Origin of the sequence: Brevundimonas sp., assembly GCF_032055285.1 — a bacterium.
In the GTDB taxonomy this organism is placed as follows: Bacteria; Pseudomonadota; Alphaproteobacteria; order Caulobacterales; family Caulobacteraceae; genus Brevundimonas.
Genome location: NZ_DAMBRE010000002.1, coordinates 495,391 through 506,686, shown reverse-complemented (window position 1 = coordinate 506,686; position 11,296 = coordinate 495,391). Strand labels below are relative to the sequence as shown.

At 66.8% G+C, this 11,296-nt stretch carries 12 protein-coding genes; 10 read left to right on the top strand and 2 right to left on the bottom strand.

The window, feature by feature from the left end:
- The first annotated feature begins 1 nt into the window (after position 1).
- Genes RTY13_RS07995 through RTY13_RS07970 form a run of 6 tightly spaced genes read left to right on the top strand, consistent with a single transcriptional unit; the run spans position 2 to position 6,504 of the window.
- Positions 2 to 1,489, top strand: coding sequence for an NADH-quinone oxidoreductase subunit M (locus RTY13_RS07995; RefSeq protein WP_312782471.1), 1,488 nt, complete (start codon positions 2 to 4; stop codon positions 1,487 to 1,489).
- A 7-nt stretch (positions 1,490 to 1,496) separates the two neighbouring features.
- The gene (gene nuoN / locus RTY13_RS07990; RefSeq protein WP_312782469.1) at positions 1,497 to 2,939 is read left to right on the top strand and encodes an NADH-quinone oxidoreductase subunit NuoN; all 1,443 of its coding nucleotides are present in this window, start codon (positions 1,497 to 1,499) and stop codon (positions 2,937 to 2,939) included.
- A gap of 6 nt (positions 2,940 to 2,945) precedes the next feature.
- Entirely contained in the window at positions 2,946 to 3,692 is a 747-nt protein-coding gene (locus tag RTY13_RS07985; RefSeq protein ID WP_312782467.1) for a biotin--[acetyl-CoA-carboxylase] ligase, read from the top strand.
- Positions 3,689 to 4,483 (top strand): type III pantothenate kinase, encoded by a 795-nt coding sequence (locus RTY13_RS07980; RefSeq protein WP_312782540.1) that lies wholly within the window; start codon positions 3,689 to 3,691, stop codon positions 4,481 to 4,483. Before RTY13_RS07985 ends, RTY13_RS07980 begins: the two co-directional genes overlap by 4 nt.
- 6 nt (positions 4,484 to 4,489) lie before the next feature.
- Positions 4,490 to 6,166 (top strand): ribonuclease J, encoded by a 1,677-nt coding sequence (locus RTY13_RS07975; RefSeq protein WP_312782466.1) that lies wholly within the window; start codon positions 4,490 to 4,492, stop codon positions 6,164 to 6,166.
- Positions 6,166 to 6,504 (top strand): DUF3088 family protein, encoded by a 339-nt coding sequence (locus RTY13_RS07970; protein ID WP_312782464.1) that lies wholly within the window; start codon positions 6,166 to 6,168, stop codon positions 6,502 to 6,504. The genes RTY13_RS07975 and RTY13_RS07970 overlap by 1 nt, the downstream gene beginning before the upstream one ends.
- Before the next feature lie 4 nt (positions 6,505 to 6,508).
- Here the strand turns inward: RTY13_RS07970 and RTY13_RS07965 are convergent, their stop codons facing one another.
- Positions 6,509 to 6,868, bottom strand: coding sequence for an isomerase (locus RTY13_RS07965; RefSeq protein WP_312782463.1), 360 nt, complete (start codon positions 6,866 to 6,868; stop codon positions 6,509 to 6,511).
- Positions 6,869 to 6,956: 88 nt separating this feature from the next.
- Between RTY13_RS07965 and RTY13_RS07960 the strand changes: the two genes are divergently transcribed.
- From RTY13_RS07960 to RTY13_RS07945, 4 genes are read left to right on the top strand one after another with little or no spacing between them, the layout of a single operon-like run.
- Positions 6,957 to 7,223 (top strand): DUF1467 family protein, encoded by a 267-nt coding sequence (locus RTY13_RS07960; protein WP_178826887.1) that lies wholly within the window; start codon positions 6,957 to 6,959, stop codon positions 7,221 to 7,223.
- Positions 7,224 to 7,283: 60 nt separating this feature from the next.
- The gene (gene proS, locus RTY13_RS07955; protein ID WP_312782462.1) at positions 7,284 to 8,600 is read left to right on the top strand and encodes a proline--tRNA ligase; all 1,317 of its coding nucleotides are present in this window, start codon (positions 7,284 to 7,286) and stop codon (positions 8,598 to 8,600) included.
- A complete protein-coding gene (locus RTY13_RS07950) occupies positions 8,597 to 9,907 on the top strand; it encodes a lipoprotein-releasing ABC transporter permease subunit (RefSeq protein ID WP_312782461.1) in 1,311 nt (436 codons plus the stop codon). The genes proS and RTY13_RS07950 overlap by 4 nt, the downstream gene beginning before the upstream one ends.
- Positions 9,900 to 10,616 carry an ABC transporter ATP-binding protein gene (locus tag RTY13_RS07945; RefSeq protein ID WP_312782460.1) on the top strand — a complete coding sequence of 239 codons (717 nt, stop codon included), beginning with the start codon at positions 9,900 to 9,902 and terminating at the stop codon, positions 10,614 to 10,616. The genes RTY13_RS07950 and RTY13_RS07945 overlap by 8 nt, the downstream gene beginning before the upstream one ends.
- Here RTY13_RS07945 and msrA read toward each other — a convergent pair whose 3' ends face one another.
- Positions 10,617 to 11,249, bottom strand: coding sequence for a peptide-methionine (S)-S-oxide reductase MsrA (gene msrA, locus RTY13_RS07940; RefSeq protein ID WP_312782459.1), 633 nt, complete (start codon positions 11,247 to 11,249; stop codon positions 10,617 to 10,619).
- Positions 11,250 to 11,296 lie beyond the last annotated feature (47 nt).

The window sequence follows — 11,296 nt, the reverse complement described above, 5'->3', positions numbered from 1 at the left end:
CGTGCCTCACATTCTGAGCATCGTCACCTTCCTGCCGCTGGTCGGCGCCGGCCTGCTGCTTCTGGCCGGCATGATGAACAAGGGCGGCCAAGACGCCGCGGCCCCGGCCGCGCGCTGGATCGCGCTGGGCACCACCCTGGTGGTGCTGGCCGTGTCCGTTCTGCTGGTGGCCCAGTTCGATCCGTCGAACCCGGCCTATCAGTTCGTTGAAAACTACGCCTGGTTCGCCGGCGCAGGTTATCACCTGGGCGTGGACGGGGTTTCGATCCTGTTCGTCCTGCTGACCGCCTTCCTGATGCCGATCTGCATCGTGGCCAGCTGGAAGTCGATCGAAACGCGCGTCGTCGAATACATGGTCGCCTTCCTGGTGCTGGAGACCCTGGTCATCGGCGTCTTCACGTCGCTGGACCTGTTCCTCTTCTACATCTTCTTCGAAGGCACCCTGGTGCCGATGTTCCTGATCATCGGCATATGGGGCGGGGCGAACCGTATCTACGCCTCGTACAAGTTCTTCCTCTACACCCTGCTGGGGTCGGTGCTGATGCTGCTGGCCATGCTGTGGATGGCCCATGAGACGGGCACCACCAGCATCCCCGCGCTGAAGCAGTACGCCTTCGACCCGGCCGTTCAGCCGATCCTGTGGCTCGCCTTCTTCGCCTCGTTCGCGGTCAAGATGCCGATGTGGCCGGTCCACACCTGGCTGCCCGACGCCCACGTTCAGGCCCCGACGGCCGGTTCGGTCATCCTGGCCGGCATCCTGCTGAAGCTCGGCGGTTACGGCTTCATCCTGTTCAACCTGCCGATGTTCCCGCAGGCGTCGCAGATGTTCACGCCCCTGGTCTTCACCCTGTCGGTGATCGCCGTAGTCTACACCTCGCTGGTCGCCTTCCGTCAGACCGACATCAAGAAGCTGATCGCTTATTCGTCGGTAGCCCACATGGGCTTCGTGACCATGGGCATCTTCGCCGGCAACGACACCGGGGTGCAGGGCGCCATCTTCCAGATGCTGAGCCACGGCCTGATCTCGGGCGCGCTCTTCCTCTGCGTCGGCGTGGTCTACGACCGGATGCACACCCGCGAGATCGCCTTCTACGGCGGCCTGACGGCGCGCATGCCCTGGTACGCCGCCATCTTCCTGATGTTCACCATGGCCAACGTCGGCCTGCCGGGCACCTCGGGCTTCATCGGCGAAGTGCTGACGATGACCGGCGCCTATCAGGTCTCGACCTGGACGGCCCTGATCGCGGCTTCGGGCGTCATCTTCTCGGCGGTTTACGCCCTGACGCTGTTCCGCAACGTCATGTACGGCGAGATCAAGAACCCGGCGCTGCAGACCATCACGGACATCGACAAGCGCGAGCTGCTGATCTTCGTGCCGCTGATCGTCGGCACCATCTGGCTGGGCCTCTATCCCAACGCCGTCCTCGACTACACCGGGCCGACCGTTGAGGCCCTGACGACCGCCTATCGCGCAGCCATCGGCGGGTGAGAGCATAATGACTGATCTGTCTTCCGCCCTTCAACTCGCCGCCCCGGAACTGACCCTCGCGGTCGGCGGGCTGGTGCTGCTCATGCTCGGCGCCTTCACGGGCGAAAAGTCGACGCGCCTGATTTCAGGCCTGTCGATCCTGCTGCTGGCCGTCGCCTCGGTGCTGGCCGCGGTCGGCCCGCTGGGCACGGCCTTCAACGGCGCCTATGTGGCCGACCCGCTGGCTGTCTATGGCAAGGTCGCCATCTTCCTGTCGGCGGCGGTCGCCATCGTCCTCGGCGACGGCTGGATCCACCGCAACGGCATCGCCAAGTTCGAGTATCCCGTCCTGATCGTGCTGGCCTCGGTCGGCATGTCGATGATGGCCTCGTCGGGTGACCTGATCTCGCTCTACATCGGCATCGAGATGCACTCGCTGGCTCTCTACGTGCTGGCCGCCTATCACCGCGACAACCTGAAGGCTTCGGAAGCGGGGCTGAAGTATTTCGTCCTGGGCGCCCTGTCGTCGGGCCTGCTGCTGTACGGCGCCAGCCTGATCTACGGCTTCGCCGGTTCGATGCGCTTCGTCGACATCGCCGCCTTCGCCACCGCCAACCCGGGCCCGGGCCTGATCTTCGGTCTGGTCTTCCTGATCTGCGGTCTGGCGTTCAAGGTTTCGGCCGCGCCGTTCCACATGTGGACGCCCGACGTCTATGAAGGCGCCCCGACCCCGGTTGTGGCCCTGTTCGCCACGGCCCCCAAGATCGCGGCCATGGTGCTGATCATCCGCGTTCTGGTCGAAGGCTTCGGCGTCGCTCACGGTCAATGGGCCCAGGTCATCATCCTGATCTCGCTGATCAGCTTCGCCGTCGGTTCGTTCGGCGGTCTGATGCAGAAGGACGTCCAGCGCCTGCTGGCCTATTCGTCGATCATCAACATCGGCTACGCCCTGCTGGGCGTGGCGGCGGGCACTGAAGCCGGCGTCCAGGCCACGCTGATGTTCATGACCCTGTACGTCATCGACCAGTTCGGCTTCTTCGCCATCCTGCTGTCGCTGAGCCGTAACGGCCGTCCGATCCGCAAGATCGCTGATCTGGCCGGTCTGAAGAAGGATCGTCCGCTGACGGCGGTGGCCCTGACCATCCTGTCGCTGTCGGCCGTCGGCATCCCGCCGATGTCGGGCTTCTGGGGCAAGTTCTTCGTCTTCGGCGCCGCCGCCGACGCGGGCTACTGGATGGCCGGCGCCGCCGGTCTGGTCGCCTCGGTCGTGGCCGGCTTCTACTATCTGCGCATCATCAAGGTGATGTGGTTCGATACGCCGGAGTTCGACGTGACGACCGACAAGTCGCCGCTGGAAGCCAAGTGGATCGCCCTGGCGGGCGCCGCCTTCAGCTTCCCGCTGGTGATCGTCGCCCTGACCTGGCTGGAGCCGCTGACCCGCGCCGCCGCCTCGGGCGTCGGCGTCGGGTAAGGGCGCTTGACCGCCCCGGTCCTGATCCTCGACGAAACCGACTCCACCAACGCCGAAGCGCGCCGTCGCGCCGAGGCGGGCGAGGTCGGGCCGCTGTGGATCACGGCCCGGCGGCAGACGGCCGGTCGTGGCCGTCGTGGACGCAAATGGGAGAGCGAGAGCGGCAATCTCGCCTCCACCCTGCTGCTGCTGACGCGCAAATCGCCCGCCGAGGCGGCGCAACTGACCTTCGCCGCGTCCCTGGCCGTGGCGGACTTGCTGGACCGCTACGTCCCGCCGGCCCTGGTCACGATCAAATGGCCCAATGACGTGCTGCTGGACGGACGCAAGACCTCCGGCATCCTGATCGAGTCCGGCCCGGCGCCGGCGGGCGGCCTGTGGCTGGCGATCGGCATCGGCGTGAACCTGAGCCAGACGCCCGGGGACACAGAACGGCCCGCCACCTGCATCGCTGAACATCTGAGCCAGGGCGTGGCTTCGCCGCCGACCGTCGAGGAAGCGGCCAAGGCCATGGCCGAGACCTTCGGCGTATGGCTGGATCGCTGGACGACCCTGGGCTTCCAACCCATTCTCGACGCCTGGACCGCGCGCACGCCCGGTCTGCACGGTCCTTGCACGGCGCGGCTGACGAACGAGACCCTGACTGGCGTGGCGGACGGGGTCGAGGCGGACGGATCATTGCGCCTGAAACTGCCGGACGGATCGCTGCGCGTGATCTCCGCCGGCGACGTCTTTTTCGGAGAGGCCGCCTGATGCTGCTGGCGATCGAGCAAGGCAACACCAACACCCTGTTCGCCGTCCACGACGGGAACGAGTGGATCGCCCAGTGGCGCACGGCCACGGACGCCATGCGCACGGCCGACGAATACGCCGTCTGGCTGCATCAGCTGTTCGAGATGCGCGGCAAGGGTCTGACGATGAAGGACCTGGACGGCTGCATCATCTCCAGCGTGGTGCCGCAGTCGATCTTCAACCTGCGCAACCTTGCGCGCCGCTATATTGCAGTCGAGCCTCTGGTGATCGGCGAGAACGTCAACCTCGGCATCGAGGTGCGCATTCCCAAGCCCAGCGAGGCCGGGGCGGACCGACTGGTCAACGCCATCGGCGCGCTTCAGGTCTATGAGGGCGACCTGCTGCTGATCGACAGCGGCACGGCCACGACCTTCGACGTGGTGTCCGGCGGCGCCGAGCGGGGGCAGGGCGCCTTCGAAGGCGGACTGATCGCCCCGGGCATCAACCTGTCGCTGCAGGCCCTGCACGAAGCGGCGGCCAAGCTGCCGCGCATCGCCATTCAACGCCCCGATGTCGTCATCGGGCGCGACACCGTCACCTCCATGCAATCGGGCGTCTTCTGGGGCTACATCGCCCTGATCGAGGGCCTGGTGGACCGCATCAAGACCGAGTGGGGTAAGCCCATGACGGTCGTCGGCACCGGCGGCGTCGCCTCGCTGTTCGAGGGCTCCACACAATCAATCGACCGGTTTGATCCGGACCTGACCATCCGCGGCCTACTCGAAATCTGGCGGCGGAACACCCATCTCTAGGGACGTATGACAAAGAAAACTCAAAACGACGAACTCGTCTTCCTGCCGCTGGGCGGCTCGAACGAGGTCGGCATGAACCTGAACGCCTATGGCTTCGGCCCGGCGCATGATCGCAAGTGGATCATCGTCGACGTCGGCGTGACCTTCGGCGACCCCTCCACGCCGGGCGTGGACGTGATCGTGCCAGATCCGACCTTCCTGGAAGGCGAGAACATTCTGGGCATCGTGCTGACGCACGCCCACGAGGACCACATCGGCGCCCTGGGCTGGCTGTGGCCGCGCATCAAGGCGCCGCTGTATGCGACGCCCTTCACCGCCTACCTGATCCGCGAGAAGCTGCGCGACGCCAACATCCTGGATGATGTCGAGCTGAACGAGATCCCGCTGGGCGGCGACCTGAACCTGGGTCCGTTCGACGTGACCTTCGTCACCATCACCCACTCGATCGCCGAGCCGAACGGCCTGGCCATCAAGACCCCGCTGGGCACCGTCCTGCACACCGGCGACTGGAAGATCGACAATGATCCGGTCGTGGGCGAGCGCACCGACGTGGAGACGATCAAGCGTCTCGGCGACGAGGGCGTGCTGGCCATGGTCTGCGACAGCACCAACGTCTTCGTCGACGGCGTCGCCGGTTCCGAGGGTGACGTGAAGGTGGCTCTGGCCGCCCTGATCAAGGACCTGAAGGGCCGCGTCGCCGTGGGCTGCTTCGCCTCCAACGTCGCCCGCATGGACAGCGTGATCCGCGCCGCAGAGGCCGCCGGCCGCCGCGTGGCCCTGGCCGGCCGCTCGATGCACCGCATCACCGCCGCCGCCAAGTCGGTCGGCATGCTGAGCGACGTCAAACCCTTCCTGAGCGAACAGGAGGCCCGCGTCTGGCCCGAGGACGAGATCCTGTATCTGTGCACCGGTAGCCAGGGCGAGGTCCGCGCGGCCCTGTCGCGCGTGGCCGAGGGCACGCACCCCTTCATCAAGCTGGGCAAGGGCGATCACTGCATCTTCTCGTCGCGGGTCATCCCGGGCAACGAACTGTCGATCGGCCGCCTGCAGGACAAGATGGCCGACCGGGGCGTGCGTCTCTACACCGAGAAGGACCACCCCGGCATCCACGTTTCGGGCCACCCGTGCCGGGACGAACTGCGCGAGATGTACAGTTGGGCTCGTCCGCGGATCGCGGTGCCGACCCACGGCATGCGCCGCCACCTGATGGAGCACGCCCTTCTGGCGAAGGACATGCAGGTCCCGGAAACCGTGACGCCGCGCAACGGCGACATGGTGCGTCTGGCCCCCGGACCCGCGGCCATCATCGACGAAGTGCCCTCGGGCCGTCTGTTCGTGGACGGCGGCATGCTGGTCGAAGAGGCGGGCGAGGCCCTGCGCGAGCGCAAACACGCAGCCTCCAACGGCGTCCTGGTCGTCAGCTTCGCCATGGACAAGCGCGGCAAGATCGTCAGCGACATCGACGTGCGCGGCATCGGCCTGCCGGGCGACGACAAGCGGCCTCTAGGCGACGTCCTGGACGATCTGGCCGAGCGCGCCGAGCAGGCGGTCCGCAAGCTGAAGGGCGAAGCACTGGACGATGAACTGGTGGTCGAACAGGCCGTCAGCCGCGCCCTGAAGAAGGCCAGTCAGCAGATCTGGGATCGTCGTCCCATCGTCGAAACCGTGATCCTGAGGCTGTAATGGCCGATCGGCTCTATCTGCTGAACCCTGACTGGTTCGATGATCAGGGCGGGCCCTGGTATTGCCCGCCCGGCGCCCGCATCGAAGGGGTGCTCGGGCTGTACCCGCGTCTGCGCGAGCATCTGACGGTCACCTACCTGGACCACCCTCGTCCCCGCGCCGCCGTGGTGGCCGAGGTGGGGGAGGCCAACCAGAGCTGCCCGCTGCTGGTGCTGGACGGCGAGTTCGACTGGCCGGACGCCCAGGTCAGCGCAGAGACCGGCGCCCGCTTCCTGCAGGACGACGACATCCTGCCCTACTGGGCGGCGCGATACGGGATCGGCCGCCCGCACCCGTAGGGCGTCATCCGCCCAGCGTGACCTTGCGATAGTTGTCCTTGTCCAGGGCCCCGATCTCGACAGAGATCTGGGCCGGACCATTGTAGGGCTTCACACCCGCCAGCAGGGCCGCCTGAACCGCCTCGCCCAGTGCGGTCTTCTGTTCCTGAGTCCGGCCGGTCAGGATGCGCAGGTCGCAGTGGACCATGGCCTGGGCCGGGTCGCCGTCGGCGATGATCAGGTCGTCGCAGCGCACGATGCGGGTCTTGCAGGCCTGGGTCGTCGCGCCGACCACGTCCACGCACAGCCTGTGAATCTCCAGCGCCAGGGCGCGCCAATCGGTCCCGTCGAAATGGGGGGAGTGTTCCAGGGTGATCTGTGGCATGAGGGCGTCCTTAGTTTCGCGCCTTTCCTTAGCCTGCTGATCACGCGGGTGAAATGCGGAAGGCGCCCGAACCGATGGATGACCGCCCATGCCTCTTGGCCCCTTCACCCTGGTGGCGCTGTATCTGACCTCGTGGTGGATCGTGCTGTTCACGATCCTGCCGCTGGGTTCGTCCAAGCAGGTCGAGACGCCGCCGACCGACGGCAGCCAGTGGGGCGCGCCCGCCAATCCGCAGTTGAAGAAGAAGTTCATCACCACGACCTGGGTGTCGGCCATCGTCTGGGCCTTCATCGTCTTCATCGTCTGGACCGGATGGATGCCGCTGCCGGACTTCTCGCGCGGTCCTGCGCTCTAGCTTTCGCCCCATTCGCCCGTTTAAAACTCGGGCCAGACTGATTTTGCAGAGATTCCCGCCATGCGCCTGTCGCGCTACTTCCTGCCGACCGTGAAAGAAGCCCCCTCCGACGCCCAGATCGTGTCGCACCAGCTGATGCTGCGCGCGGGCATGATCAAGCAGGAGGCCACCGGCATCTATGCCTGGCTGCCGCTGGGCCTGCGGGTGCTGCGCAAGATCGAGAACATCGTCCGCGAGGAACAGGTCAAGGCCGGGGCCGTCGAGCTGCTGATGCCGACGCTGCAACTGGCCGACCTGTGGCGCGAGAGCGGCCGTTATGACGCCTACGGCCCCGAGATGCTGCGCATCACCGACCGCCACGAGCGCGAGCTGCTGTACGGACCGACCAACGAGGAAATGGTCACGGATATCTTCCGGGCCTACGTCAAGAGCTACAAATCCCTGCCGCTGAACCTCTTCCACATCCAGTGGAAGTTCCGCGACGAGCGCCGTCCGCGCTTCGGCGTCATGCGCGGCCGCGAATTCCTGATGAAGGACGCCTATTCCTTCGACCTGGACGAGGCCTCGGCCCGCATCGCCTACAAGCGCATGTTCGCCGCCTATCTGAACACCTTCGCTCGCCTGGGCCTGAAGGCTGTGCCGATGCGCGCCGACACTGGCCCGATCGGCGGCGACCTGAGCCATGAGTTCATCGTCCTGGCCGAGACCGGCGAGAGCGAGGTCTTCTGCGACCGCAAACTGGTCGAGATGGCCGCGCCGGGCCACGACCTCAGCGTCGAGCAACTGGAAGGGGTGTTCAACGAGCGCACCGCCCTCTACGCCGCGACCGAGGAAATGCACGACGCGGGCCGTTTCGAGGCCGAGACCGCCGAGGGCGACCGCCTGTCGGCGCGTGGCATCGAGGTCGGCCACATCTTCTACTTCGGCACCAAATACTCGGCCCCGATGAAGGCCAAGGTCGCTGGCCCTGACGGTCAGGACACCGAGGTCCACATGGGCAGCTACGGCGTCGGCGTGTCGCGCCTTCTGGGCGCCATCATCGAGGCCAGCCACGACGCCGGCGGCATCATCTGGCCGGACTCGGTCGCCCCGTTCGACGTGGTGGTGATCAACCTGCGCGCCAGCGACGAAGCCGTCTCAGCCGCCTGTGAAGAGGCCGTGGCCAAGCTCGAGGCTCTCGGCAAGGACGTCCTCTACGACGACACCGACGAGCGTCCGGGCGGCAAGTTCGCCACCGCCGACCTGATCGGCGTGCCGTGGCAGCTGACCATCGGGCCCAAGGGCCTGGTCGACGGCGTGGTCGAACTGAAGCGCCGCGCCACCGGCGAGAAGCAAACCCTGTCGCTCGATGCCGCCCTGGAGCTGCTGACGAAATGACCGACGCCGCGACGGCCTCCGCGCCGCCCGCCGTGAAACCCGCCGGTCCCTTCTCCGCCTGGGAGATCGGACTGGCCCTTCGCTACCTTCGCGCCAAGCGCAAGGAGGGCGGGGTCGCCCTGATCGCTATCATCAGCTTCATCGGCATCATGCTGGCCGTGGCGGTGCTGATCAGCGTGATGAGCATCATGGCCGGCTTCCGCAGCGAACTGCTGGGACGGATGCTGTCGTTCAACGGACACATGTATGTCCAGGGTCCGGTGCTGACTTCGCCGGACCGTGAGGCGGCGCTGAAGCGGATTTCCGACGTGCCCGGCGTGGTCTCGGTGTCGCCGCTGACGGAATCCCCCGCCATGTTCCGCGCGGGCGGCCAGATGACGGGCGGCGTCGTGCGCGGCGTGCGGCCCCAGGACCTGGCCTCGACCAGGTTCGTCTATGACAGCCTGAAGCCTGAGGAGATCGCATCCTTCGGCCGTGGCGAATACGGCGGCGACAACATCCTGATCGGCAAGGCTCTGGCCGACCAGATGGGGCTGAGCGTCGGCAGCGCCATTTCCATCTATTCGCCGACCGGCGCTGACAGCGCCTTCGGCAATCTGGGTGGTCTGGAAAAGACCTACCGCGTCGGCGGCATCTTCAGCTCCGGCACGGCCGACTACGACCGCGCCTTCATCTTCATGCCTCTGGAACAGGCCCAGCTCTTCTTCGGTAAGGAGGGCGTCTGGGACGTCATCGAGATGAAGGTGGCCGAGCCGGATCAGGTCGAAACCCTGTTGGCCCCGGTGCAGCAGGCCGCCGGAGCGGGCAGCATCGTCACCGACTGGCGCGTCCGTCTGGCCGCCTTCTGGGGAGCGCTGAAGGTCGAGCGCGTGGCCATGAGCATCATCCTGGGCCTGGTCGTGGCCATCGCCGCCATGAACATCATCAGCGGCATCGTCATGCTGGTGAAGAACAAGACACGCGACATCGCCATCCTGCGCACCGTGGGCGCCAGTCCGTCGTCGATCCTGCGCATCTTCTTCGTCTCGGGCGCGGCCATCGGCATCGGCGGCACCATTGCCGGGCTGGTGCTGGGCCTGCTGTTCTGCCTGAACATCGGCGCGATCCAGCACTTCCTTGAAGCCCTGCTGGGCGTCCAGCTGTTCAACGCCGACGTCTACATGCTGGACGCCATTCCGGCCCTGGTCGATCCGTGGGACGTGACCTGGGTGGCGCTCTTCTCCTTCTTCATGAGCTGCCTCGCCAGCCTGCCGCCGTCGTGGAACGCGTCGCGGATCGACCCGGTGGAGGCCCTGCGCTTTGAATAGTCCGCTGAACAAGACGCCGACGCTCAGCCTCCGCGGCATCACCCGCACCTATCCGACCGCCTCGGGCGGGCTGACGGTGCTGAAAGGCGTCGATCTGGACGTCATGCCAGGCGAGGTCGTCGGCCTGATCGGGCCGTCGGGCTCGGGCAAGTCGAGCCTGCTGCACGCCGCCGGTCTTCTGGAGCGCCCGACCAGCGGTCAGGTCATGATCGACGGCGAGGACGTCGGCGGTCTGGACGAGCGGGCGCGCACGCGCCTGCGCCTGTCGCGGATCGGTTTCGTCTATCAATTCCACCACCTGCTGCCGGAATTTGACGCACGGGATAATGTGGCTCTGCCGATGCGCATTGCAGGTCATTCCGAGGCCGAGGCGCGTCGCCGCGCGGAGGTCATGCTGACCAGCCTCGGTCTGGGCGAGCGCTTCACCCACCAGCCGGCCCAGTTGTCAGGCGGCGAGCAACAGCGTGTCGCCATCGCCCGCTCGCTGGCCAACAGCCCGCGCCTGCTGCTGGCCGACGAGCCGACCGGCAATCTGGACCCCGCCAACAGCCATGCGGTGTTCGAGGCCCTGCGCGAACTGGCCAAGACCACGGGCGTGGCCGCCCTGATCGCCACCCACAACATGGAGCTGGCCGGCCACATGGACCGCGTCTTCGCCCTGAAGGACGGCCATCTGGAAGAACGCGCGGCCGAGGCTCAGACCTACTAGCTAGCCGACGGCGGCGTCGCCCCACAGGACGCGCAGGCGGGCGCTGCGTCCGCAGCCGATGCGATAGGCCTCGTACCGGGTCGGGTGTCGACGGGCGAAGTTCTGATGCTCGGGGGCGGCGGGCCAGAAGCGCATGGCCGGATAGACGGGGGTGAGGAAGCCGGCGCCCCTGGCCCCCAGCGCGGTCCGCGCCGCCATGCGCGACGCCTGGGCGGTCGCCGTCTGGGCTTCGGTCGCATAGACGGCCGTGACGTAGGAAGGGCCCTGATCGCAGACCTGTCCGGTGGGATCGGTCGGGTCGATGGTGCGCCAGAAGCGGTCGACCAGGGTGCGATAGCTGACCACGGCGGGGTCGAACGTCACCTGCACCGCCTCGCGATAGCCGGTCCCGCCGCGCACCACCTGCTCATAGGTCGGGTTCGGCCGCATGCCGCCGACGAAGCCGGATACCGCTGAGCGCACGCCCGGCAGGCCGTCGAAGGCCTTTTCTTCGGTCCAGAAGCAGCCGCCGGCGAAGATGGCGGTCTGATAGCCGGGCGGGGGCGGCTCCAGCGACGCGGCCTCGACGTGCGTTTCCGCAGGTGAGCAGGCCGCCATTAGGGCGGTGGCGATCACCAGGACGCGCAACAGCATGGGAGTCTCTCCCTTTCAGTGCTTCCACCAAGGTGGGGAAGGCGAGG

Coding starts and splice junctions, on each gene's coding strand:
- RTY13_RS07960 (WP_178826887.1), top strand. CDS start 6,957: ATGCCTCTTGGCCCCTTCACCCTGGTGGCGCTGTATCTGACCTCGTGG.
- nuoN (WP_312782469.1), top strand. CDS start 1,497: ATGACTGATCTGTCTTCCGCCCTTCAACTCGCCGCCCCGGAACTGACC.
- RTY13_RS07975 (WP_312782466.1), top strand. CDS start 4,490: ATGACAAAGAAAACTCAAAACGACGAACTCGTCTTCCTGCCGCTGGGC.
- RTY13_RS07950 (WP_312782461.1), top strand. CDS start 8,597: ATGACCGACGCCGCGACGGCCTCCGCGCCGCCCGCCGTGAAACCCGCC.
- msrA (WP_312782459.1), bottom strand. CDS start 11,249: ATGCTGTTGCGCGTCCTGGTGATCGCCACCGCCCTAATGGCGGCCTGC.
- proS (WP_312782462.1), top strand. CDS start 7,284: ATGCGCCTGTCGCGCTACTTCCTGCCGACCGTGAAAGAAGCCCCCTCC.
- RTY13_RS07965 (WP_312782463.1), bottom strand. CDS start 6,868: ATGCCACAGATCACCCTGGAACACTCCCCCCATTTCGACGGGACCGAT.
- RTY13_RS07970 (WP_312782464.1), top strand. CDS start 6,166: ATGGCCGATCGGCTCTATCTGCTGAACCCTGACTGGTTCGATGATCAG.